This is a genomic window from Aromatoleum diolicum (genome assembly GCF_012910955.1).
Taxonomy (GTDB): domain Bacteria; phylum Pseudomonadota; class Gammaproteobacteria; order Burkholderiales; family Rhodocyclaceae; genus Aromatoleum; species Aromatoleum diolicum.
The window spans coordinates 144373-169803 of the sequence record NZ_WTVQ01000006.1; the positions used below are offsets into that span (position 1 = coordinate 144373).

The 25431-nt window shown below is 63.1% G+C and carries 17 protein-coding genes; 5 read left to right on the plus strand and 12 right to left on the minus strand.

What is annotated here, in order from left to right:
* Positions 1-6: 6 nt before the first annotated feature.
* The 10 genes from pglX to GPA25_RS05670 form a co-directional block, all read right to left on the minus strand.
* Positions 7-3633 (minus strand): BREX-2 system adenine-specific DNA-methyltransferase PglX, encoded by a 3627-nt coding sequence (pglX, locus tag GPA25_RS05625; RefSeq protein WP_169259376.1) that lies wholly within the window; start codon positions 3631-3633, stop codon positions 7-9.
* Between the two features lie 32 nt (positions 3634-3665).
* Positions 3666-7889, minus strand: a complete 4224-nt coding sequence (pglW, locus tag GPA25_RS05630; protein WP_169259377.1) for a BREX system serine/threonine kinase PglW — start codon at positions 7887-7889, stop codon at positions 3666-3668.
* Positions 7890-8135 (minus strand): helix-turn-helix domain-containing protein, encoded by a 246-nt coding sequence (locus GPA25_RS05635; protein WP_343034846.1) that lies wholly within the window; start codon positions 8133-8135, stop codon positions 7890-7892.
* Positions 8136-8522: 387 nt separating this feature from the next.
* A complete protein-coding gene (locus tag GPA25_RS05640; protein WP_169259378.1) occupies positions 8523-10811 on the minus strand; it encodes an SNF2-related protein in 2289 nt (762 codons plus the stop codon).
* A gap of 111 nt (positions 10812-10922) precedes the next feature.
* Positions 10923-11888 carry a hypothetical protein gene (locus GPA25_RS23825; protein ID WP_211162963.1) on the minus strand — a complete coding sequence of 322 codons (966 nt, stop codon included), beginning with the start codon at positions 11886-11888 and terminating at the stop codon, positions 10923-10925.
* 258 nt (positions 11889-12146) lie between these two features.
* Positions 12147-12482 carry a hypothetical protein gene (locus tag GPA25_RS05650; RefSeq protein WP_169259379.1) on the minus strand — a complete coding sequence of 112 codons (336 nt, stop codon included), beginning with the start codon at positions 12480-12482 and terminating at the stop codon, positions 12147-12149.
* A gap of 101 nt (positions 12483-12583) precedes the next feature.
* Positions 12584-13222: a hypothetical protein gene (locus GPA25_RS05655; RefSeq protein ID WP_169259380.1), complete on the minus strand. Its 639-nt coding sequence runs from the start codon at positions 13220-13222 to the stop codon at positions 12584-12586.
* Between the two features lie 190 nt (positions 13223-13412).
* Positions 13413-14516 carry a DUF6094 domain-containing protein gene (locus tag GPA25_RS05660; RefSeq protein ID WP_169259381.1) on the minus strand — a complete coding sequence of 368 codons (1104 nt, stop codon included), beginning with the start codon at positions 14514-14516 and terminating at the stop codon, positions 13413-13415.
* A gap of 502 nt (positions 14517-15018) precedes the next feature.
* A complete protein-coding gene (locus tag GPA25_RS05665) occupies positions 15019-15678 on the minus strand; it encodes a DUF3275 family protein (RefSeq protein WP_169259382.1) in 660 nt (219 codons plus the stop codon).
* Between the two features lie 329 nt (positions 15679-16007).
* Positions 16008-16487, minus strand: a complete 480-nt coding sequence (locus GPA25_RS05670) for a DUF3577 domain-containing protein (RefSeq protein WP_169259383.1) — start codon at positions 16485-16487, stop codon at positions 16008-16010.
* A 1299-nt stretch (positions 16488-17786) separates the two neighbouring features.
* Between GPA25_RS05670 and GPA25_RS05675 the strand changes: the two genes are divergently transcribed.
* The 4 genes from GPA25_RS05675 to GPA25_RS05690 all read left to right on the plus strand — a co-directional run bounded on the left by GPA25_RS05675 (position 17787) and on the right by GPA25_RS05690 (position 21481).
* The gene (locus tag GPA25_RS05675) at positions 17787-18623 is read left to right on the plus strand and encodes a replication protein RepA (RefSeq protein ID WP_169259384.1); all 837 of its coding nucleotides are present in this window, start codon (positions 17787-17789) and stop codon (positions 18621-18623) included.
* A gap of 839 nt (positions 18624-19462) precedes the next feature.
* Positions 19463-19861 (plus strand): hypothetical protein, encoded by a 399-nt coding sequence (locus GPA25_RS05680; protein WP_169259385.1) that lies wholly within the window; start codon positions 19463-19465, stop codon positions 19859-19861.
* A gap of 110 nt (positions 19862-19971) precedes the next feature.
* Positions 19972-20874, plus strand: coding sequence for a DUF72 domain-containing protein (locus GPA25_RS05685; protein ID WP_169259386.1), 903 nt, complete (start codon positions 19972-19974; stop codon positions 20872-20874).
* Positions 20875-21007: 133 nt separating this feature from the next.
* The gene (locus GPA25_RS05690) at positions 21008-21481 is read left to right on the plus strand and encodes an H-NS histone family protein (protein WP_169259387.1); all 474 of its coding nucleotides are present in this window, start codon (positions 21008-21010) and stop codon (positions 21479-21481) included.
* Positions 21482-21651: 170 nt separating this feature from the next.
* Here GPA25_RS05690 and GPA25_RS05695 read toward each other — a convergent pair whose 3' ends face one another.
* Positions 21652-22554, minus strand: coding sequence for a LysR substrate-binding domain-containing protein (locus tag GPA25_RS05695; protein WP_169259388.1), 903 nt, complete (start codon positions 22552-22554; stop codon positions 21652-21654).
* A gap of 103 nt (positions 22555-22657) precedes the next feature.
* On the opposite strand from GPA25_RS05695, the gene GPA25_RS05700 reads away from it, so the two are divergent.
* Positions 22658-23533 (plus strand): DMT family transporter, encoded by an 876-nt coding sequence (locus GPA25_RS05700; RefSeq protein WP_169259389.1) that lies wholly within the window; start codon positions 22658-22660, stop codon positions 23531-23533.
* A 243-nt stretch (positions 23534-23776) separates the two neighbouring features.
* Here GPA25_RS05700 and ltrA read toward each other — a convergent pair whose 3' ends face one another.
* Positions 23777-25102, minus strand: a complete 1326-nt coding sequence (gene ltrA / locus GPA25_RS05705) for a group II intron reverse transcriptase/maturase (protein ID WP_169259390.1) — start codon at positions 25100-25102, stop codon at positions 23777-23779.
* Positions 25103-25431 lie beyond the last annotated feature (329 nt).

Here is a 25431-nt window from a genome sequence, read left to right on the forward strand (position 1 = left end):
TTTCGTTCATGCTGATTTCTTGCGTCCGCGCTTGGCAGCGCTTGCTGCCGGCTTCCAGGCGCGCAGGTCGTCGAGCGTGAATTGCAGCGCCCGTGCTTCGTCGGTCACGAAGCTTTCGTAGTAGTCGCCCATGCGCGCGCCGAAATCGGGGTTCATGTCGTTGTGCCATTGCTTGAGCCAGGGCACCAGTTCGAGCAAACCTGCGAGCACGGGTTGTAGCCGCTCACGGCTCCATCCTTCTCGTTCCTTCATGTCGATGAAGTAGCTGGCCAAGGCCGTGGCTTGCTGCAGGTGGTCCCAGCCAGCCCAGGCGATGGTGAGGCTACCGTCGGCGCCGCGTTCGCAGCCGGGGTAGCTGATCCAACGCTCTTTGGGTACGTCTAGGGCACCACGCTGGCGCCAGTAATCAGTCTTTCGGAAGTCCTTCCCTTGGTATCTTGGCGGCACCAATGCCTTGCCGACTTTCTCACCCGCATCCTCGCGGCGCTGCACATCCCAAGTACCCTCCCATTGGGCGCGCTTTCGCATGCCGCTGTCGGTGTAGCGCAGCACTGGCAGGAAGGGCACCGCCTCACTGGAAACCAGTTCAAACACGACTTGGCTAGGATCGAAGTCCACATGTCCTGCGAAGAGTGCTGATATTTGCATGAATTGGGGATCATGCCTGGCGGAGTCGGCCACGCGGCGAATAGAACTTAGCTGTGCCGGCTGATCGGCGCTTGCGGTCCAGTACCGTGGCGACTCCAGCCGGTCCAACAACCAGTCGCGCAGCGCGGCGCGTTCCAATGCCTCCCACGAGGACAAGTTCCAGCGGCGCTTGTATTCAGGGCGTTCAATCAGGCCGATGTTGCGATCGCTCTCGATCAGTACGAGGCGGCGCTGCACAACGCGGCGATAGTCCTCGGGCCAGCGACTCGGGAGTTCAGTGACTGGCGTCGAGCCGTGGCGTTCGAACCATGTGGTCTGCTCGACCCCAGCCGCGACGCGACGAGCAAGCGCGATCTCGAAGGCACGCTCACCCAGCGCCACTTCGGGTGGCGCACTGTGCTCGAAATCGGACGCATCGCTGGCGGCAGGCAGCAATCCATAGAGACGGTAGCAGCGCCAATCAAGCTCTTCCTGAATGGCAATCATCTGGCGGCGGATCTCGCATGCGTGCGCACGAGCGGAGTCCAAGCTGGTTTGTGTCGGAAGAACCTGCGTTCCGGCGTCGTCGGCCGCCAGTAGCGCTGCTGGTAGTGATGCAGCGAACCGGCGTGAATCGGTATCGAGGCGAGCGGAAAGGTCAGTTGGGTAGCTTGCGGCGAGCGGGAAATCCGTAAGCCCTGTACTTGTGAACTCGAAAAAGTCCTCGAACGCATCAGTTCGCTGGCGAGCACCATGCTGATCAACTGTGCTCCCTTTGTTGTGGAATATTTGCTTCATCCAGAAGCAGGCCACGGAAGAGTTAAGTAATCCGAGCAGTCCCAAGTGCTCGTCCTCGCTGGTTCCGGCTGGCAACTTGATCACCGGCGCCGTCCGGTTGAAGATCTTGCCGCCACGGTCGAGGACGAAGTGGTTGTGGGTGGCCACGAAGGCGAACGTGATGGTCAGCGGGGTTGCAAACCGGTTTTTGAAGAACATCGAGTACTCAAACCACTCAAGGCCGCGTTCGAGTTGCGATTTCCCATACGCCACTCTGCGGGAGAGCCCGGTCTTGTAGGGCCAAAGAGCCCGTTCGGTTGCACGAGCGCAGGTGGCTTCAAACCCTGGCGTTCCGTAGGGCCAGAGTGCAACAGTGGCCGAGTCGATGGACCAATCGCGCACGCACTCTCCGGATACTGCCGGTTTCGTATGGCTCGGGTCGATTCCCGAGCGACGGAGAGTTGACTCACCAAGTAGGTACGCATCGTCCTCTCGCGTAACGACTCCAAAACCAAGGTCGGCGCCAAGATCCTTAAGGCGACCGCTTGCTGGCTCGTCGAGTTGCTCTCGCAGTTCGGAGGCACCACCCCCGCCAATGCTCCATGGGTGTTTGCCAAAAGTCGCACGCCCCGTGTCGCTCACGCTGACGAACTCGCTCTCCGACCCCGCCCGGTCGATCTGCCCGACGATAGCCGACCACACCAGCCCCTGTGCCGGGTCGCCTGGAGTGCTGGGTTCGCCCTTGATGCCCATCACTGTTCGTACGCCGTCGCCCACCGGCGCACGGTGCCGGCCAAACAGGATGACCGTTGGCGTGCCATGACCAGGAATGTAGGCGCCCGAGGTGTCAACCACGTGGCTCAGGTCCAGACGCGGCAGCACCTGCTCGATCAGCTTGCTGCCGAACTCGCGTTTCATGAACGAGTTGGCGGTGATCAGGCCGACGAAGCCGGCGCTCTGGCCATCGCGCCCCGTCAGTGCCAGTTCGAAGAAGCGTTCCGTGAACGGTGCGCCGAGCGAATACTGGCGGTGGCAGCTGGCGTACTGCTTGCGATAGGCTGTACTCAGCGCGGCGTCCTTGACGACGATATAGGGCGGGTTTCCGACCACCGCGTGATATTGCCGACCCAGGATGGCCTGTACCTCAGCCAGATCTTCACTGGCGTAGGCGTGTGCGAGACCGGTTTCAGCGAAGTGCTCGGCGCTCTGAAACATGTCGTCTGTGGCGGTCAATCCAAAGCGCTTACCGTGCAGCAGGCTGTCGCCAATGGCGACATGAATCCTGAAGTCCAGCGCCTCGGCCATACGGTGCACATCGCTGGCCTGCAATGCAGCCAACAGCAGGCGGAAACGCGAAATCGCCACCGCGAACGGATTCAGGTCAACGCCTGCGACTGCGTCCAACGCTTTCTGTGCGATGTCGCGCCGATTGCGCCCAGGTTCGTTGCTCGACCACTCTTCGACCAGGCGATGAAATCCTCCAAGCAGGAAGTGCCCCGACCCGCAGGTGGGATCGATCATCCGCACTTCGCGATAGCCGAACTCCCGAATGGCCGGCGTCAAAGTCCGGTCGAGAATGAATTCCTCGACGAACTCGGGCGTCTGCAGCAGCGCATAGCGCTTGCGCGTGGCCTCGCTCAGGTCCTGGTAGAGGTCACCAAGGAAGCGCGTGTTCCAGGTCGGGTCGGTAAAGTCGCGAATCAGTGCCCCGGAATCGGCGGCAACCTCCTGCCAGAACTGCATCACCGCCATCGCCGCGTCACCGCTGACGCCCAGACGAAATACCGGGTTGTGCGCTTCGTCGAAAAAGGTGTGGAGGCCCGGCAAGGCACCGGCCTCCTGAAAACACTCGATCAGGTAGTCGCGATCGTTCTCGTGCGGGTGCTCGCGAAAGTAGGCGTCGTGCCGGTCGCGCGCCAAGGCCAGCCGGCCTGATTGCGGCGTGCCGCTGATCCACGGCCGATCCACCAGCCCGTTGTCTTCGATGAAGCGCAGGAAGACGCAGCTCAGCAGCCAATGCACGCCGGCCTGGGTGATGACCTGCTCGGCCCAGGATTCGAAGGTCTCTGCCGTGCGCTCGGCATCTCGCGCGGCCTGCCACTCGGCCTGCAATTGGGCGCGCAGTTCCGGCACCTCGCTCGCCGGGCTGAGGGCGCGTTCGCGCAGGTCGTCTTCCAGCCGCTTGAGCAGGCGGGTCAGGTCAGCGAGCAGGACTTTGGCAGCTATCATCGGTGGGTTTCATTCGTGCGCATTTTCTGCGTTCAAGCCGCTGAGGCGGCGCGGTGCAGGTTCTTGGCCCAGGCGACGGGAACGTTCGCCCACTGGGTGGAGGTGATGACTGGTACCGGTACGTCGTCGACGGTGGGCAGACCGGTCGCCGCCATCGGCAGCAGCATCCACAGGCTGGCCAGCTTGCCCGGCCGGCCGACTTCGTCACGCAGGTCGTCGATCAGCGGCATCAGGCCGTAGCGGGCGATCAGGCCGGAATTGACCAGCAGCACCGGGGCGGTGGCTTCGAGCAGCGCCTGCTTCACTTGCGGCAGCGCCTTGTGCACCAGGCGCATCAGCCGGCTCCAGTCGGTGCTGGTCGGTGCGGCTCCGTCGGCCATCAGCACGACATTCCAGTTGACCTTCATCGCCGCCGCCTGCTGGCGCAATGCCTTGAGCATCAGCGTGTCGAAGCTCACGCGCTGGCGACCGAAGCGGCGGAGCAACTCGGCTTCGACATGGTGCGCGAGACGCGGCTCGACGGTCAGAACGAGAAAGCCGCCGGCTTTGTGGGCGTAGGCGAGACGATCTTCCAGCTTCTGCGCCTCGATCGCCGGGGCGGAGGCTTCGTCGGTGCCCCTGTCATGGACTGGCAAGCCGCACTCGACGGCGGTGCCTGCGCGGGAGTATTGGGTGGTGCTGCCGGCCGACGGGCCAAGCGCTTGCGTCGAGGGCACGTAGCCCGGGCCGGCCGGGGCATCATCACGCCAGACCAAAAGCGCGCCTACGTCGGCCAGTAGCGTGTCGAGCAGCGGGCGTCGCGGCAGGGGCTGCGCTTCAGGGTAGCGACCGGCCACCCGGTCTTGCACATCCTTCAGCTTGAGGAAACGAACTCCCATCAGCGCGCCGAGCGATTGGCGCAGCGCCAGCGAGGCGGCCATGCCGCGCGGATAGATCTCCTGCCGGCTGGACAGCGCCGCCCGCTGCGAGGAGGCGGTGGCCAGGCGCAGCAGGCGCGGGGCCGAGAGCGCCGGATTGGCCTCCGGGGCGGGCACCGACTCCAGCGTTTCGAGGGCTCGCTGCGGCGTCAGCAAGGGTTCGGCTTGCGCGCAGGCGTCGGCCGAAGAGCCGAGCCGACGGGCGTATTCGGCCAGCTCGGCCGAAACGGCGATCAGCGGCAAGGGACGGTGTTCGAATTCCTGAAAACGCAGGCGCTCCAGATGAGCTTCGGCCTCGCAGCAGGCGCGGACCACGGCGGTCGCGAGGCGCATGCGCTCGGCATCATCTTGAGATGCGCAGCCGCGCATGGCGAGCAATGCCGACGCCAGCTCGGGCACCGTCATCACTCCGCCCTGGGTGGAGAGCAGGCTTTCGAAGTGATTGCGCAATTCGGTGAGCTGCGGAGTCTTCAGCCAACGCTCGCGGGCTTTCAGCAAGGCGGTGGAAACGTCGTTGCGGTCGATGGAAAGCGCTTTGGCGGCAACGCCCAGCGGCGTCCATAACGTCGAGCCTTCGGCCTCTTCCAGGCCGAGGTAGATCGCCAGCGCGGTTTCTTCGGGACGGTCGTCGCCGGCCGGCCGGCGTGGCAGCAACTGCGCCGCCAACTCGTTGACGCTGATGGCGCCGGCGGATGCAGAATCGTCGTCGGCCTCATGCAGCGTCGGGCGGCCTTGCACGAGGTCGGGCCGGATGGCGGCCAGGGCTTTGGCCTTGAGGCGGATTTCCTTGCGGATGCGATCGCCGACGCCGCGCAAGTAGCGGAATCGCACGCGATCGACGGCCAGCAGTTCCCGCGCGTTGTGGATCGCCATCGCTTCGAGCACGTTCTGCGCTTCGACGCTGTAGCCGAGTTCGGCCATATTGGTGCTGGCGGTGGCCAGACGGGCGACGGCTTCGAACGGGTCGGCAGACTGCTGGCTCGCCGCTGCACCGGCCTCAAAGATCCGGCGCCAGTCGCGCAGCATCTCTTCGGCGTTGTCGAAGCGCTTGAGGGGGTTGCGGTTTAGCGCTTTGGCGAAGAAGACGGTGAAACCGTCGCGCAGCAAGGGGTCGAAGCGCTCGGTGGCCAGCGTGGCTTCGCAATCGAGCATCGAAGGCTGCGTCTTGCCGTCGCCCCAGCGCGGCGTTATGCCCGTGACCATTTCGTGCAACGTGACGGCGAGCGCAAAACGCTCGGCTTGCAGATCCCAGCGCACAGGTTTGCGCAGCGATAGGAAGGGATCGAGATAGGGGTGCGTGCCAGCTGAGATGTTTTCGGCCGAGCTACGGGTGAGCGAGAAATCGAACAGCACCAGTTGCAGCTTGCCGCGGGTGCCGGCCTGCGACATGCCGATGTTGTCGGGCTTGATGTCGCGGTGGGCGACGCCTTGCTGATCGAGGTAGTCGACCGCCTGGATCAGTTCCTCGCCGAAGCGTTGCAGGAGGTCGAGCGAAAGACGGGCTTCTTCGCGGATACGGTCGGCCAGGGTTTTTTCGCCCGCCTTGCGCATGAGCAGTGCCGTCCGACCGTTGACGGTGAGCGTGCGCTGCCACTCGACGATGTTCGGGTGACGGAGTTTCGACAGCGCATCGCCCTCGCCGGTGAGGCGGTCATTTAGGCTGGCGTCGAGCGCGACCTTCAGGACCATCTCTTCGCTGCTGCCATCCTCTCGGACCAGAAGCACATCCGCCGACGAGCCTCGTCCCATTTTGCGGATGACCGTGAAGCCACCTTCGATGCGCTCGTCGGGTCGTGCTTCGGCCGGGTCGACGGTGGCTTCAGGTTCAGGGGTCGTGAGCTCATCGACCACCATGTCGAGGTCCTGCAGGAACTCGTCGATGGTGCCGTAGCGGCCCATCACATCGGGGTTGGTGCTGTACTGAATGAGGTCTTGCAGTTGTTTTCCGCAGCCATCCAGCACGTCAGATAGACGCAGGCCTTGCCCAATGCGAAGCTTCTCGGCTAGTTCCAAAACCGAGCCTGCTGGCGGTCGGCCGGAGAACACGTGATAGGTGATGGCGCCAAGCGAGAACACGTCCAGGCTTGGGCCGTGCTGCGTCTCGGCCTGCGAGGTTTCAGGCGCCAGGTAAACGAGGCCCGGGTCTTCGACATATTCCTCGACGTGCATGGTGCCGCCGACTGTGCGGCGCGCCGGATCGACGGTATCGCTGTTCTGCGTGCCTTCCCGTGCGCCCGTCTGCCAGTTCATGATGCGCGGTCGCGGCGTTGAGCCGGCAACGTCCTGAACCAGCACGCTTTGCGGACACAAGGCCCGGTGGTACAGACGCTTCTGGTGGGCGTACTTGAGGGTCTCGGCCAGGTCGCGCACGATCTGCAGGCGCTGATCCACGTTCAGCAGTTGGCCCATCTCGCGCAGCAGGAAGTCGAGCCGGATCGCCTTGGGGTCGTGATCGAAGATGAGCGCAGGGCCGAGTTCGGTGTCCTGGTAGTCCTTGACCTTGACGATACCGGGGTGGTCGATGCCTTCGAGGATCTGAAACTCGCGCTGCGCCTGGCGGACCAGCGACTTGCGGGCGTCGGCGGTGGCAGCAGCGGCGACGGTGTAGATGCGAACACGCCGACGCACCGCGTCCATCGCCGTGTGCGTGCCTTCCCAGTCCTGATAGGACGCTCCCTCGGACAACAACGCGCCGAGTTGGTAGTCGCCGACCTTGCGATGCTTGTTCGAAGGCCGGATACCGGCCTCTGCCATCGCCCGGGCCAGCACACGAGCATGCTGATGATCGACGTGGCTGGGCCGGATGTCGCGGACGCTGCCGATGCCGTTGTTGAGCGCCCCGATGATGCCGGGGTCGGCCTCGCTGCTCGGCTGGCCGCGCAGGTACGTGCCAGACCGCGCCGTGCCGGCAAGCTTGCAGCTAAGACCGGTGGCTGACAGAAAAATCAGCGGTTCGATGAAAGGCAAGCGGACCTTCGCCTTGAACACCGCGGATTGCCGCCGCAACAGGCTGGCGAGCCGCTTTGACTTGCGGTTGGCCAGGATGAGCGGGTTATCGTATGCCCGTTCGCGGCCATCGGTGACCCACACCCAGGTGTGCGCGTCTCCTGTGACGACACCGGGGCGACTCTTGATTTCGACGAGGAAAAGGCCTGCCGGCGTGAGGATCAGCGCATCGACCTCATTGACCTTACCTTCCTCATCAATGAACTCGAAGTTGGTCCACGCGTGCCAAGGCTCGCGATCGGGAAGGTGGTTTCGAAGCCAATCAAGGGCCTCGCGTTCCCAAGCGAACTGAGACGGGGAAACAGTCTGCCAGCGGCTGAGGCTCATGGGCATTTAGGTCGCTCCCGCAACAGGCGCGTCGTTGTCTTGCGGCGATTCGTCCGGAACGATTTCCAGCAGGTCCCCCAGCCCGCACCCAAGCACCGTACAGATTCGCTCCAAGGCGGTGAGATCAACCCTGGTCGCCCGATCACGCGTCAGCGCGGCGACTGTGCTTCGATTGACATGTGCCAATCGCGCCAACTCGGCCGTTTTCAACTGGTGGTGACGCATAAGCTCGACGAGATGAGAATGGACCATGGAAGCTCGATTAAACGCGGGGTGCTGCGCAGCATAGCATATTTTATTGCATCACAATGATATGGCCATACATACTTGAGCGGGGGTTGGAGTAGGAATCAGCCCCTTCGCCCTTCCGCTGCTTGGTTGTTGCCGGTTGAACAGCCGAAAATCGAGGCGAGTGTCGTAAAGAGGCTGTTTATCGGGCTGAGTCGCCATCATTGCCTGCCTCCGAAGCCTGCGCTTTGACGAGCCAGTCGGTCAGCAAGGCTTGCGCCGCTTCCGGGAGACGCACGCCCTACTCTGCGCGGCTTACCAATCACAGACTGAGAAATCCGGAACGTGAAGCGTGAAACGCTGCGGGGGCAGCGTGAGCTGCCCCTCGCAGTGATGCCCAAAATGGCGCGGTCAGGCGATCAACTTCTTCGCCAGCGCGACCTCGATGCTGTCGCCCGACTGATTGAGGACGTCCAGTCCGGTGTCGGGCATCTCGCCCGACGTCGATTGCGCGACCGCGATCTTCTGGGCCATGAGGGCAAGGCAGGCCATCTGCGCGGTGTCGGCGTACCCGAAGAAATGCACATCCACCGGATGCGTCTGCCCGATGCGCCAGGAGCGTCGTGAGGCCTGTTGAAGGGTGTAGACGTTGTAGCCAGACTGCATGTAGGCGATCGTCGGAAATTCCAGCAGATCCAGGCCGGTCTTGACCAGTTCAGGGTTGGTGATGAGCACGTCGATGCCGCGCTCAACCTGATCGGCAACCCAGTCTTCGCGCTTCGCCGCATCCACGCTCGCGCGCAAGACGGCCACTTTGAAGCCCTGCAGCTCGAGTTGGGCGCGGAGCCGCATCGTCGTGTCTCGCGTCCCGGTGTATATGGAATACACGAGCATTTTGCGGCCCCTGCCCTTCTCCTGCCGACACAGGTTGATCAGCGCCCGCTCCTTCGGGCTCACCTCGCCATCGCCGAAAATGGCTCGCTGGAATGCAAGTTGTTCCCGGGTTCGAGGATGCCTCACCAGCTCGTCCCGGAAACAACAATCAGGCCACGCCAGCAGCACCTGCAGGACCACGCCCAACAAGGTTGCATCGCCACAGCGCAGCGCCTGCACCAGCTCGGCCCGGAGCACGCCCGCGAGCTTCGTATACGCCTCGCATTGTGCATCAGTCATGTCGACGGACTCGAAAACCTCCCGATACGCCGGCAACACATTTCCGCCGATGTCCTTCAGCTTCAGGAACACCGTGCACGGCAGGACGTAGCGCATGATGCCTTTCGGCCCGAAACCCGGCGCCTTCGCAGTACGATGGCTGATGGTCTTGCCCTTGGCGGTGCGGTGGGCATGCGCCCCCACTTCGCGGTAGATGTCCTTCACCACACCGTGATCACGCATGAAAGCCATCGCAGCAGGCCCCAGACTGCCCCGGACGTTGGCGCGGTAACCGTCATCGATCATCGCCCGCGGATTCAGGCGCCACAGCAGGTAGAAGAGATCGTCCGCGTAGCCGCCCATGAGCGTCCCCGTCAACAGCAAGATCTTTGTGCACTTGCTGGCCAGAACGGCCATGGCCTGGCCCTGCGCGCTGCCGGCGTTCTTGTACTCGTGCCCTTCGTCCACCACTAGGAAGCCGAAGTAGCCTTGCGGCAGGTAGCGTTTGATGAACTCGGTCGCCTGATAGTCGCCCTGCCCGAAGCTGAACTCCATCGCGGCCATCGCGCGCTCCATCCGCGAGGCCTGCCGGTCGGAGAACACCAGATCGCCCTCCTCGTCCATCAAGTTGATGAACTCGTAGAGGTTGTCCGCCAGCATGGCGCCGAGCATCTCTTCACCGAATCGGCTCACGAGACGCTCGGCGGTCTTCGCGCCGATAGTCGGGAGTTGCTGGAGCGCATCGACCACCAGCTCGCGCTGCGTCCGCTGTGGCTTGCCCTTTCGGGTCAGGGTCCATAAACGGGCGCCGCACCGGCTGCAGGCGCAGCGATTTTCATCGAGTACCTGTCGCGCGCGGGGCACCGACAAGGGTATATCGGTGCCGTCCTCAGCCTTGTTGGTCAGCCACTCCCCGCAGTCGGGGCAGCTCGCGTAGGCGTCGAGATGGCGTGCGCCGAACTCGTCGTGATAGACCGTCTTGCGGACGACGAACGCCGGCCGCCAGTGAAAGCCCATGCGCATGCGCACGCGCCCCAGCACGAAGAATTCCGGCACCGTGGGCCGCGCGCGCATGGCACGCAAGGCGAGCAGCTTCTGCAGGGTGTCGGGCCCGTTGAGGATCCACACGCGGGCGTCCGGGGTCGTCGTCTTGATCTCCCTGCGCCACTTGTAGACCAGGTGAGGCGGCGAGAGGACGAGAGTACGGTGGTAGCCGGCGTCGTGCATCAACGCAGCGGCGGCGATCGCCATGATCGTCTTCCCGGTGCCCATCTCGGCGTTGAGGACGGCGGCGGGCTCGCTGGCGTCGAGCAGGAGGCAGGTCAGGGCCTGAACCGCTTCGCGCTGGGCCGGAAACGGCCGGCGAGCGAGCCGATCCATCAGCGCATCCCGATGAGGATCGGGCTTGCCGTCGTAGATCGGCGGGTTTTGGCGACGGACCGCCTCGAGGAGGCTGTCTCCGAATTCGTCGACGAAATCGGACAGCGCGAGGTTTGCGGGCTCCGGGGGTGCGACGGGCGGAGCGAGTTGTACTTGGGCAAGGTGCATGATGGTCTCCTGGAAAGCGGCGGAGACCGAACCCCGCGGGTTCGTGTCCCCGCAGGGGTTGATGACATGGCGTTGGAATCGCCGATGCAGTGCCGACCGGGAAGCGCTCGATCAGTACTCTTCGGGCAGGAGCAGCGTCGTGACACTCCGGTCCGCTTCGGTGATGATCCACAGCGTGTTTTCGCCATAACCGGCGCAAGGTCGCGCCGGATCGATCGGATAGGCCGCGAGGATGCGCCCGTCGCCCGAACTCACCGCTTCGTCATTGAGCTGTCGGTCGAGACTCACACCCCAGTCACCACGGGTATAAGCTGCAAGACACCGGTTGATCAGCCTCGGGCACATATCGATGAGGCTTTCGACGCCCGGCGTCATGACCACCCTGCCGAGTTCAAACAAAGGGCCCTCTGCAGCCCGCTTGGGCGGCAAGTCGTTGGCGATCGCTGCTACACGCAACGCGGCATCGGTCGGCAACGCATCGGGGTTGAGCGAGAGTGCGCCTTCGCTCACGCCTATCGACACGATGTCCTCGAACCGGTCGCCGAGGCTCACACGGATGCCGCCAAGCTTTCCGATGGGAGGGAACTTGAATGTGCTCAGGGGGGTGCAGATGCGCGCTCCCAGACCGTCCAGCAATGGCTCCTGCCAGTGGTCAAGGAGCGGCAAAGGGCTGAGCGCCTTGACGAGCGTCCATAGGCGCGAACGAGACATCTCGACGCCATCGCTCAGCAGCCAGGCCGTGCGCCCGGCCCGGTCAGGCTGGACCAGGATCGGATCGTAGAGCCAGGTATGGGTGAGCGTGCCGAAAAGGTTGCGATCCGGAAACCGGCCGGTCAGCTTCTGGATCCGGTCCAGATCGGGGACGTAGGCCGTGTGACGTTGGTCGGACTCCACAATCGTGAAGCAGGCCTGTCCGCCAGTCAGCAGGCCGCCCTGGTCGCGCGGCACCGAGAATGCCGACATAAACTGGAGCACCGACGTGTCACGCCCATACAGCGAGAGCAGCAGGAGCTCGGACTGCTCGCCGCGGATGCAAGCATCCGCGAACAGGTCCGAGAAAGACTCGATCGAGAACATGATGGAGACCTCCATGACAGGGAGCCGATTGCCGGATGGCGGTCGGCTCGGGTTGAAAGGAACGTGTGAATAGATCAAGAGAACCCCAGGCCCAAGGCCGTACCTGTTTCAGGGGCTGACAGGTCGAGATAGGCCGACTCCACGGAGTCGGCGTCCATCAACCGGCAATTCCATTCGCGTGAATCGCTTTTTCCAGTGTCGCTGTGGCAGGCACTCGAAAAAGGCCCCGCGCCGATGGCGCAGGGCTCGCAGGATCTTTCAATTCGAAGACAGTGCTTCGTGCAGGGCCGGCAGCCAGACACGGCCGTTGTAGCTGATATAGGCAACCTGCTGATCGCAACCGTCGAGCACCTGGCCACCTGCCCAGTTACCGGAACCGAGCGCGTGCTGGTCGATAAACGCTCGCACTCGCCGGCGTGCATCCAGGAGAGAAGTGACCCGTGCAAAACGGTTGGGGATCTCCAGCAGCGGTTGGCCAGGATCCTGTCCAAGATCCGGATTGCCACGTGTGAAAAGTGCCACCCGCAAGGCTTGAATGCGCAGCAGCGTAGATTCGTCGGCTTCGCGGTCGAATTTCATCTGTCGGATGATCATGATGAGACTCCCGTCAGGCCCGTCGGGACGCCCCTACGGGGCGGAACCCGATGGGGTGGTTGAAAGATGAGGCGCGCTGATGCTGGCGCCGCGAGGGGCGCTCAGGTGCCGATGCGTCGCACTGGCACCAGGACGAGCTGCTCGCCGGCGCCAAGCGCCGACTTCAGGGTCGAGTCGGTCGGGATATGGACCGAACGGGCGCTGGCGTCGAAGAACGGCGACTGCCCGGTCAGCCGGTCGGAGAGCAGTGTCGCCAGCTCGGTGAGGGCGTCATGCACTGAATCTTCAGGAAAGGAGCGTCGCGCGACATCCGTGTGATCGGCGCCTTCCACCATCCGGTCGGCGAGGTAGGTCAGGAGCGCGGCCGACATCGGAAAGAGGGCTTCCTGCCAATCGACGTCGCCGTCGGCTCCTACCGGAATCTCCATCTGATCGGCACTCGCCTCGGGGAGCAGCTCGCACAACCGGTTCAAGGCGCTCGCGAGCGCCTGATTAAAGGCGGTTCGCACGCGCTGAATGATTGCCCAGAAGGCGGCCGGCTCATCCCTCGCGTGGCAGGCCAGTGCCCAAATCACCTCCGTGGTGGCGAGGCCGGCCGCGTGACACATCAATCTGGTACGCAGAAAGTCGGTGCAGTGGGCTCTCCACTCAGCCTCGTTCTGCGCATGGCGCGGTTGGGTTCGGGCCAAGGCAGGCACATCGACCTCGCGCACGAGCACCCACATAAGATCGTGATCCATGACATTCTCCTAAAATGATGTATAGCTACGCGGTCAACCGAAAGAGATCGCCCGAAAGGCGGTCTCCTTCGGGCTGCGTTGCTGAGGATGGTTGGGCGCCGATGAGCGCCGATAAGCGCCGGATGAGCGCCGGATGAGCGATGGCGGAAGCGCTCCGCCGCAGCGTGAAGCCGGGCCGTGCGCCCCGCTGCTATTGGATGGTGACGACGGACCCCAGGCTGGATCCCGGCGTGAAGTCGATACCCCGTATTACGGGCACGAAGCGGTCGGTCAGGATGACGGTCTCGTTCGCGGTGCCATCCGGGTTCTCGCTGAGTTCCACGGTGCGCACCTTGTCCTTGTAGGTATCGCCCTTGATGAGGAGGATGCGTCCGCGCGCGGAAGTCACCACGCCTTGCGCCTGGCCTGCCGCCAGTGCGAGGGCGAGATGCCAGCGCCCCATCGCTCTCAGCGGCGGCCGGTGTTCCGCGTTGCCGCCACCGAAATGGATGCCGAACTGGGGCCACAGACTGTGCGCGTAGAGGCGTTGCACCTCGGCGGCGAGCTGAGCCGCGTCGATCCGCACGGCGTGGAAACGAAAGACCTCCCCCGTCGTCACTTCGGGAACGAGATAGGGCTCCTCGGGCCACGTTTCCGGTAACACCCGATCGAGGAAATCGCCCTTGCCCCCCGCTCGCAACATGGAGGCGATCGCCGGCTCGGGTCGAGGCGACCGTCGCCGCACGCCGAATACGACACACTGCTTGAACTGCTGTTCGGGCGCCATGAAGAAGCGGACGCGGTCGAAGTTCCGGGCGATCAAGCTCGCGAACTCGTCATCGAAAACGTGGTACGGCACGATCAGGACCAGGATGCCGCAGTAGGCTAGGGTTGGGATCGACCTGCGGAAGAAAATCTTTTCCAGACGTTCGGCCTTCGCCCTATCGCCCGTGTGGGCCCGGTCGGCAACGGCGTCACCGTAGGGTGGATTGAGGAACAGCAACCCCATCGTACGCGGGCTGACGACGACGTCCTGGATGTCGCTGTGGATCGCGACATCGAGCAAGGACTTGGCATACCAGGCGCGATCGGCGTCGAACTCAACGCCGAGAGCCTGGACCGCGGCGCCGCACTCGACCAGCGTGCCCTTGAGCGCGTGCAAGGCACATCCCTCGCCACAGCAGGGATCGAAGATGCGCAGATCGTCCCCGGCGATATCCAGGGCGCCGATGATGCGCCCCAAGGTCGCTTCGTCGGTGGGGAAGTAACCGTTCTTGATGAAGTTGCGCGCCAGGCGCGGGAAGATCAGGGCCATGATGCCTCCGTGAGGGAATCGCGGTGCATCGGGCGCTACGGGCCGACGACGACCCGCGGGGGTGAGAAGTGGTATCCCGGAGCGAACGCTCCTGCCTGTTGCAGGGACTGACAGGCTGCCGGGCGGATTGCACCGGCAACAGACAGCGTATGAACGAACTCCCAGAGACGGCCTGCACCCAGGCGGCCTGTGGGAACCCGCTGGTTCCGCTTCGGACGGGAGTTTGGACGATGCCTTCGTCACACCGGCCGGCTCCGTCGCCAGCGGCGTGGGAGCACGAGGTGCACCGGTGCGAGACACCCCAATGGAAGGCCAGGGTGCCGATGAGAAAGGCGCGCGGGTCGAGTCGCCCACGCAAATGCCGCAACACATCGGGCGTGTTGCTGCCCAGCTATCAATGACGCCCTGACGGGCTTTCCGAATCAGCGCCGGGTGCTGCGGCATTGATTCGGAAAGCCCGCGAACGGGCGATTGTTCCATCGGCCGCCATGGCCGACGCACGTCACATATCGGACTTCGTGGCCAGGTATGCCTGGTACCGGTCCGACTCCTCCGGATACCACGTCTGCTCCTCGGGAATGAATCCGTAATGGAGACCGGACTTCAGGCGGTTCCGTTGTTCCCGGAAGCGCCGGCGGTCGTCGATCGCGGGGTCGAGCTTCACCGGCCGGCGCGACGTCACCAATGCATGGAGTTCCTCGCCGAACAAGGCCCCGTCAGACGAATCGTCGGGAGCCGGGCATGGGATCGCTTCGGACTCGTCAGGTGATGAATCGGCAGGCGTCCTGCTCGGACTCGCGTCCTGCTTTTCGGCGACCGGTGCGCGCTCGGGCGCGGCCGCAGAGGAATCGTGAGTGGACTCGTCGGCTGGATCGGGCTCAGTCGTCGAGTCCGGAAGCGAGCTTTCCGTTCCGGCATGGATCTGCAGGTCGGCCAGGCGCGCCCGGATTTCCACCACCAGTCGGCCATTCGCGTTATAGGACCACGAGAAAATGCGCTGGATGGTGTAGTGGCCGGTATAGACGCCCTCCTCGAACTGATCGAGAACGGGATCCTTGACGCGGAACTCGCCAATGTCGGTGAGCAGGTCGCCCACACAGAATGGCCCGTTGGCGCCGTTGATGCGCTTGATGCAAAGGGAGCCCTCGACGGTCACGCTCATGGTTTCAACCTCCGTAGGATGGATCGGAGGCCTGCCCCGTCGGGGAGGCGCCCCGATGGGTGACAACTTCATAGAAGACGGATGTGGTCAGCCTGCCGGAAAAGGACCGCCAACTTTCGTCGGCGGGTCCGGTTTCAAGGAAGCACTGGTTTTCCGGGCCAGAGCGGGGGCGCTGACAGGCAAACCCATGTGAGAAAACCCCGGGCCGAAGGCCGTACCTGTTTCAGGGGCTGACAGATCGCGCTGCACACGTTTTTGCCGAAACGTGCAAAACGGTGGAAAGTCGGAAAGGCTCTCGAAGTGTGAACGGGCGCATCCAGGATGACGCGTCACCCGTCGGTACCGTTGCGTGATTCAACTTGCTGCGGTGGACGCTCGAATCTCGTCTCCCCATCCACTTTGACGTGACTCAGCAGGAAGAGACGGCCCTTGATGATGGCACGCGCCTCCTGGGTCACTTGGCCGGTGGTCTTGTCCTTGACCTCGGCCGTGTACGAATGCGGGTAGATGTCCCCGACCTTGAACGCGACGAAAACCTTGCGGCCCGCATCGACGTCCTGTTGCAACGACTGCACCAGATCGACGCAGGCGTCGTCGGTGACACGCACGTCGAAATAGCTATAGCTGGGATCCGTCGTGTCCCCGTGCAACGCGTTGATCGCGCAGGCGAGAAACGGCTTGCCTTGACGACCTCCGCCTTTGCGCGGATTCACCCAGCGAATGCGGGACAAGTATCCGCATCCCTGCGTGTGCAGATCAAAATACTCCTTGTCGGGAGCAGCGGTATTGGAGTGTGCTTGGTCGGACATGATGATCTCCAAACAAGAAATCGGGAGATCTCACGCCCGACATCGGGAAGAGAGATCTTCCCGATCGGGTGGGTGACGCTGACGAAGCCCCGAGCCCGAAGGCCGTTCCGGTTACAGGGGCTGACCGGACACTGCGCAGCCACTTGGCTGAACACTATGAATATTTTTACGCCCTGCGAGCGCAACCGTCAAGGCTTGGTTGATCGCCCATGGTCATGCCTCTGCCCCATGCGGGGCCTTCCGGGAAACCAGCGTTGCCACGTGGCGGCACAATCGAAGTAGCCGCGGCGATCTCGCCCAAGGCATTGATCGGATTGAAGGCGCGCCATCGAGCTGGATCGCAATCGCAGCTTGAATTTTGCGTCGCGATCGACGATATTTCGCAGGTGGATCGGTCACGTTCGTACAACTCGCCTGGGTAAAGGGTTACCAGGAGTTCTGGGCGATTTTTGTTTTTCTCCTTGGGTGAACCTAATCGCCCTTCATGCTCGCATACCGATGGCGAGCCTGCTTGCAACTGAGCCAAGAAGCACTTCACGAAGCATTCGTGATGCGCCCCGTCTCGCTACACGGTATTCAGTCCGGCTGTGCTGAGCAGTCCAGACTACGACTACCACGAGCGACGATCTCGACTTCCTTGCGCCGGACTTCCGTGACCCGCGTTTACGGCCGGAGGCCATTCAGCGTCCCGACGAACGCGTGCGACCAGTGCCCGTGAATGGCGTCCGACGGGCACAGGGTGACGAGCGCGTCACGTCGCGGGTCACTGCCTCCTCTTTCGCTTCTGCGTTTGCGACAATCCACGACGAATATGGATGGGTGGAGATCGTGGAACGCACCGGTTCGCGGCGAAAAATCCGGTGGATTGAGCATCGGCCGGTGCCATCGGAAGCACGACGTCCCGACGAGTTGGATGCGGAACTGCTTACCGTCTGGGAGGACTGGGTCGACGGCGACACGTTAAAGGCGACCTCCGGTCGGAAGGCGGAACCCATGCCAAGCAGCCGAATAAGCCTTCTGGTGAGCGTACAGAAATTCTTGGGAGAACGGGCAACCTGAAGGGTCACGAAAGGCGCCGGGCCGAGAGGTCAACGTAAGCGACGCCCGAAGTCACGGCCCCACGAACGAGGGAGTTGGGAGCGACAGGAGCACCGAGAAGCCATGTCCACAACAAAGCCGAAAAATCTGACTTTTGATTTTCGTTCGGGACAACCCCTTCCGGCATGGGTGCGCGAAGTAATCGACACGCATCTGGCCATCGAGGCCGAGGACGCCAAAGGCGCCGGATCCCTGGGTTTCATGGCCCGCGCCCTGATCATCGCGACGATGCCGTACAAGGATCCCAAGACGGAGGTCTTCAAGCGTCAGAACGGGGACTTTCGTCTGCGGATCATCGCCGGTTACGAAGGAGGCATTCCCTACGGCATCTATCCCCGTTTGCTGATGTCGTGGGTATCGACCGAGGCCGTGCGCAAGCAAACGCCGGTGATCCAGTTGGGCGATTGCTTGCGCGCCTTCCTGCACGACGTCATGGATTTGCGCAGCACCGGCGGCGGCCCACGCGGGAGCGGTAGCCGCGTCGCCGAGCAGATGAAGCGACTCTTTGGCTCGCTCATTACGGCGCACTACACCGGCACCCAACAGCAACGGGGATTCCTGCTACGGAACGTCCTCATCGCCGACGAATTGCAGTTGGACGACGCGGTGTTGACCGGACTGTGGACGCCACAGCAGGCTCACGAAGCCGGCCGATGGCAATCGCAAGTGCGGCTTAGCAACGGGTTCTTTGAGGAATGCATCAACAACCCCGTGCCGATCGATCTCCGCGCCTACAAGGCGTTGCGCGGCTCGCCGCTGGCGATGGACATCTACACCTGGCTTACCTACCGTATGAGCTACACACAGCGACGCAGCCGTCCGATTCGCTGGGAACCGCTGATGTTGCAGTTCGGCTCCGATTACGGCACTGAAACCGCGCAAGCCGTGCGCGACTTCAAGAAGGCATTTCTCAAGGCGTTGAAGCTCGTACTTGTCGTCTATCCGCAGGCCTGTGTGGAGGTTCGCGATGCTGGGGTCGTGTTGCTGCCCTCTCGCCCCCACGTATTGCCGCAGCAGATCCAGCGCGACCTCTTTTGACGCGCTGAAGAACTCCCGCCGCCCGAACTACCCGTTGCACGCCAGCCGAGAATGGCCCGGCACGCGTCGCTGCGCGCTGCCGTCGCCGCGATCCGTTCCGCGCTGACCAACTCCCGACCAAGTGCGCTGAAGAACTCCCGGGCCGTCCTCCCGGGCAGTGGAAAACCCTGTAGATAACCCAAGTTATCCACGCTGAACAACTCCCGCACGGTTTTCCCCTTAACAACAGGCAGTTAAACCCGTTTCGCGGACTTATCCACGCTGAACAACTCCCGGCAGCGTGCGCTGAACAACTCCCGCCGCTGACTCACCCATCGCCCGGAAACCCGCGCCAGTACTGCCTTTGCGGCGATCGCCCGGGAGCTCCCCTGTAGTTATATTTGTTTACCTATATTTATTCCTGTATGAGCTCGGCCTTCCGGTGGAAAAGAGCGCCGGCATGGCCGCAACGCCAGCAGCCATTCACCCCCAGCACGATCGAAGAGCTCGGCCCGGGCGGTGGCAACCGGGACGTCCTTCCCGGCAACAAGCGCCGCGTAGTCTGCAGAGAAAAGCCCCGACCTCGATAACCGGGTGCCATCGAAGCGCGGCATCCGAACGCCGCCACCCGCGCCGACCTCGAGGCCAAACTCGCCGACGCGCTTGCCTCCGCCAACGATCTCGCCACGGAGAACGAGCGTCAGGCCCGGCGCGTCGACGTCCTGGAAGACACCTCGGAGGTCCTCCGGGCCGAGAAGGCAACGCTCACCGGAAAGGTCGCGCAGCTCGCGGCCGACCTCGATGTCACCCGCGACGAAGCGGCTCAGGAGCGTCGGACCGCCGAGGCCACCCGGACCGACTTGGCGAAGGCCACTCTGCGCCTCGAAGCGATTCCGGCGCTGGAGAAGGACATCGAACGTCTTCGGAATGCCATCGATGCCGAGCGCACAGCGCGCACGGATGCCGAGCGCGCGGCGGCGACAAGCGACGCGAAGGCCGCGGGGCTCGCCGACCGACTGGCAGATGCCCACGAACGCCACAGGCAAGCCGTGGCAAGCCTCGAAGGCCAGCTTCAGGAGCAGAAGCGGCGATCGATGAATCTCGAAACCGAGTTGTCGACGACACGGAAGGAAGCCCGCGCGCTGGCTACCAAACTCGCCGAGGTCACTGGCGAATTGGAGGCGTCACGGGCTCGGAGCGCGCACCAGCGGGACGCCGACGTGAACGCCCCTCCGACAGCCGCAACCCGCGACTCCTGATCGTCCCGTGGCCCACCGGCGCCTGTCGGTCAGTGCATCACCCACGCAGGGACGCTAACCGTCTTGGCCTGTGCACGCTACCCTGAAAAACATGCGACCAGGAGAGCGGCATGACAGGCACCATCCTCATCGGAACGGCCTCATGGACCGACAAGGCTCTCATCGAGTCCGGACTCTTCTACCCCGACGACGTGAAAACCCCTGCGGGCCGTCTCCATTACTACGCCACCCAGTTTCCGGTCGTGGAGGTGGACAGCTCCTATTACGCCCTGCCTTCGGTGAGAAACGCCTTGCAGTGGGCAGAGCGAACACCTCCCGACTTCACCTTTGACGTAAAGGCGTTTCGCCTTTTCACACAACACCAGACCGATCCGCAGGCATTACCGAAGGACATCCGGGATGCCCTGGGACCAGTGCAGAAAGCGAACGTGTATTACAAGGACGTACCGCCCGAGCTCAAGGACGAGTTATGGACTCGGTTTGCAATGGCGATGGAGCCGTTACGTGCTGCCCAAAAGCTCGGGGTGGTGCTATTCCAGTTCCCACCTTGGTTCGTGCCCTCCAGGGCGGCTTTCGATCACATCCTGGAATGTGCTGAACGGCTCCGGGGATTTCAACTGGCGGTGGAGTTCCGGAACCGGACATGGTTTGAGGGCGATCGGGCGGCCCGGGTGATGGCGTTTGAACGGGAACACCGGTTGGCACACGTCGTCGTCGATGAGCCCCAAGGCTTTGCCAGCAGTGTCCCGGCACTGTGGGAGGTGACGTGCCCGCACGTGGCGATTGTCCGGTTTCATGGGAGGAACACCGACACCTGGGACAAGAAGGGACTGAGCTCGTCCGGGGAACGGTTCAACTACCTCTATGGGCCTGCGGAGTTGACGGAGTTGGCTGAGAAGGTCCGAGGGCTGGGGAGGACGGCCAAGTCCGTGCATGCAGTCTTCAACAACAACTTCGGTGACTATGCGCAACGGAACGCGGCCCAGTTCAGGCAGATGATCCAGGGGCTATGACGGGGCCCAGACTGATAGCAGGACACCTTCGACAACGGCGATCGCCGAGTCGTCCAACGCGGGGCTTCAAAGCTCCTTATACTTCGCACCGTATACGTCGCTTCCTGCAGCTATCTATGGTGAACTCCCCTCTATGCCGGTGAATCTCAGCAACTACTCTCTTACCCAACTCAAACAGCTTCGCGCGCGAATCGAAAAGGAGATCGCAAGACAGCAATCGACCGGAAAGGACGCCTTGCTGAAGAAGCTCAAGAGGATGGCTCGCGAGCACGGCTTGTCACTGGAAGACGTGTTGGGCGGCTCTCCCGACTCGGAAAAGCCGAAGGCCAACGACGCAAGACGCCCGGCGGCCCCCAAAACTCCTGTTGCAGTGAAATATCGTCATCCCTCTAAAATGGATCTCGCTTGGTCAGGGCGTGGCAGGAAACCTCGCTGGGTAGAGGCATGGCTGGCTCACGGCGGCGCTCTCGACGCCCTCGCCACTGCAGCAGCCAAATTCGACAAGAAGCAGCAGCGTGTGGCAAAGGCAGCCGCCGATTCAGTCACCCCAACACCTACGGTTGCCCCTGTAGCTGCCGCGGAAGCAGAGGTAGCGCCGGCGAACTAACGCCTTGGCCCGCGGCTGTCGCTCCCCTTGCCCGACCACGCGTGACGGGGGCTGTGAATCGCCCCGCCTCACCGACGTTTTTTCGGCCAATGCTGTCGGCCAGCCCGCGTGAATTGAGCGGCGGCAGTGTTGCGAAAAACGGCCGCACGCCTCGGTGCTTGGCAGGTCTCTTACCCGGCCCGTGCCTCTTCCCGCACCCAGTCGCACACTGCCGCCACCGCCGGCCGCACTTCGGCGCCAGGTAGGCGCAGCAAGTGATACTGGTAAGGCCCCTTCACCGACAGGCCGTTAAACAACACCCGCAGGCGTCCACCCGTGATCGCGTCGCCCAATATGTGTTCGCCCGCCAGCGCCACACCCTGCCCGGCGATTGCCGCTTCCAGGGTGAGATAGGTATGCGAGAAGAGGTGCCCCGCGAGGCGGCGCGGCGGCTTGACGCCCACCGCCTCGAACCACTTGGGCCAGTCCACCTCGTCGGGGAGCGCGTCAATCATCTCGTCATGGAGCAGGGGTAGGCGGAAGAGGTCGGCCGGCGTGGCGAGATTCGGGTGAGCCTCAAGGAAGCGGGGGCTGGCGACGGCGACGAAATTCTCGATCAGCAGCTCTTCCGATGCCAGTCCGGGATACGGCCCCCGTCCCAGGCGAATCGCCACATCCGCCTCACCGTGAAACAGATCGACGTGTTTCACGGAGGCCAGCACACGCACCTCTATATCCGGATGGCGGACCGCCAGCCGTGGCAGGCGCGGCATGAGCCAGCGAGTCACCAGCGAGGGCATGGCCGTCACGGTCACCACCCGGTCATCGCGGCGGACCAGCAATTGCCGGGTCGCAGCGGATAGTTGCTCGAACGTGTCTGCCACCGCCGCCGCATAGGCGGAGCCTGCCGGCGTGGGCACGACCCCGCGGGCGTGACGTTCGAAAAGCCGCATGTCCAGCCATTCTTCGAGCTGCTTCACCTGATGGGCCACTGCGTTGGGAGTCAGCGCAAGTTCGTCGGCGGCGCGGGCGAAACCGCCGGTGCGCACCGCAGCCTCGAACGCGCGCAGACAGGCGAGCGGAGGGAGTTTCATCCTGAGCCTCAATAATTTTGCGCCTCAAGCGCAAAACTATCGGTTTGCGGCGGGAAAGACAACTCGCATAGGCTGTGCAACGTAATCACGTCAGGATTCGATCATGCCGCTCTCCGGTTTTTTTCTGATCATTAGCTCCGCTGCCGGCTTCGGCAGCATTGCACTATTTGCCCATCTCGCCCACGCGGACGGTGTCAGCACCACCACGCTGATTTTCCTGCGCTTCGCCCTGGGTGCCGCAATGCTGGGGGCGTGGATCTTCATCAACCGCATTCCGCTTCCGCGAGGCCGCGCCCTTGCCGGTTACAGCCTGATCGGCGGTGGCCTGTACGCGGCGGCGGCCGCTGCCTATTTCGCGGCACTTCAACACGCGAGCAGCGGTCTGGTGTCCCTGCTGCTGTATACCAACCCGATTTGCGTCGCAGTCATCTCGGCCATCGCCGGCTTCGATCGCCTCGGCCGTATCGAGATCGGCGCCCTGCTCCTGGCCGCCGTCGGACTCACCCTTACCCTGGCCGGCGACCACAGCGGCCAACCGATCGGGATCGCCCTTGGCCTGTTGGGGGGTGTCGTCTATGCGCTGTATATCGTCACCGGCAGTCGCCTGCCGGCGCAGACCTCGCCGCTCGCCGGTGCGTTCGTGGTGCTCGCCTCCGGCGCACTGGTGCACGGCAGTATCGCCGCCGTCACGGGTTTCGACTGGCCGGATACCTCCCGCGGGTGGCTCGCGGCAATCGGCATCGGAATCTTCGGTTCGGCGTTCGCCATCGGCGCCTTCCTCGCCGGATTGCGCCAGATCGGGCCAACCCGGGCGTCGGTTCTGTCCACGGTCGAACCGCTCGTCACCGTCACGCTCGGCGCGGTCTTCCTCGGGGAACGCTGGCAGGCACAACAACTATTCGGCGGACTGGTCATCCTCCTCGCCGCCACGCTCATCGCTACCGCGAGCGGACGCCGCGCGACCCAGGAGATCGCGTAAGGGCCTGCGCCTCCCCTGCCCGGCCCTACACCCCTCCCCCTGCCGCGTGGTAGCGGAACCACAAGAGACATTCTACGTTTCGGTGCCCGGCGGCAGGTTTCTGAACGGAGCAGCCCCCCCCGAGCGGAGGCTGAATGAGAGCTCATCGGCCGAGGATAGGGGTAGGGAACGGCGATCGCCGTCCCCTCCCTCCGAACCCGGTGTGCAGTTTTCCCGCGACGGGCTCTCCAGTCAGTTGTTTCCTCATCGGGATTGGCGCGCCGATCGATGGACTTCGGACATCGTGAACAGCCCAAGGTCGGCGAAGAAAGCATTTGGCCATTGTTTGTGATCGCGTAGGCATCGACCTTGGCCCGGTCGGTGCTTTTGCCGGCGCAGCATCGCCCGCAATCGACGGCGAACAAAGCCGTCGATTGACGAGAAGGTGAACCGATGGGCATGTTTGAAGTAGCCGTACCAGCCTTTCAGAGTCGGATTGAGCGACGCAATCACGCATTCGACGGAATGTCCGCCGTTACGCTTCGTCTTGGCGCGGATCCTATCGCGCAACGACATCAGACTTTTCTTGCGCACCCAACGCTGCCCTGCTTCAAACCGGTAACCCAGAAACTCGAACCCTTGTCCTTCCACTCGGCAATCCCCGACATGGGTCTTGTCCGGATGAAGCGTCAATCCGTTCGCACTCACCCAAGCATGCATGCGAGCCAGCGCAGATTCCGCTTCCTCCCGACTGCGACACAACACCACGGCGTCATCCGCGTACCGCACCATCACCGACCCGGCTTCACGCATTTCAACGTCAAGCTCGTGAAGGTAGACGTTGGCGAGCAAGGGGCTAATCACCGCCCCCTGCGGACTGCCAGAGGTCGGCGTCCACCGCTTCATGTCTTCCATGATGTCTTGCTTGAGAAAGCGCTGAACGAGCTCCAGCAACCGACCGTCTGCAATCCGGTTTCCCACTTTCGTGAGAAGGGATGCATGTGGAATCGTGTCAAAGTAGCTTTGCAGGTCCGCGTCCACCACCCAGAAGTGTCCCGCTTTCAAATGCCGGTCCACTTCACGCAGCGCATCTTTGCAGCCCAACCCCTGCCGGAAGCCGAAGCTTCTCGACTCGAATTCGTGCTCAAAGATCGGCTCGATCACCAGCTTCAGCGCAGCCTGAACCACGCGGTCTTTGACAGCTGGTATACCGAGCGGGCGCTGCCCCTTGCCTTTGGGGATATACACACGTCTTACCGGCTGCGGACGATAGCTCCCCTCCCGCAGCGCTCGCGCCAGTTCGGCCAGATAGCAGTCCCGTGCTTGCGCGAATCGCTCCACGCTCATCCGGTCCACTCCCGCCGCCCCAGCGTTTCGTTCGACCTGTGCCCATCCCAGCCCCAACGTTTCAAGGCGCGATACTTTGTCGATCAGACTATGCCATTTGCCTCCCTTAACTCCGATTTGTAGAGCAGCCAACATAGCTTCCGTCCAGATTGGAGCGGGCGCGAATTTCCGCTGCACGCAGCTTCCCAGCGCGCTTGCATCTCGTCTAGTCGTTTCCGACACTGGTGATGCTTCGACTCTCATCTCTGCCTCTTTCCGGCCTTTCGCTATCAACTTTCCTGCCCCACTTCCCTGATGCGCCTTTTGCTCTGACGCACTTCTCCACGGCCCAACCCACTGCTCCGTGTTCGGTACTATTGGGACTCTGACTCCTGCCGGCGTTCACCTCGCCAACAGGTCTCCCCGCTTGCTACGTGCCACTTTCCCATCGTTCCGTCCTCAACCATGAATCGCACCGGGTTCCGTGGAGGCCGGTTGGTTTAAGTCAGGCCGCGATGGCGGCCTGACGGGCGAGTTGCCCGTAGTAGTTTGCCTCAGCTTCTGCGGGCGGGATATACCCGATGGGTTCGAGC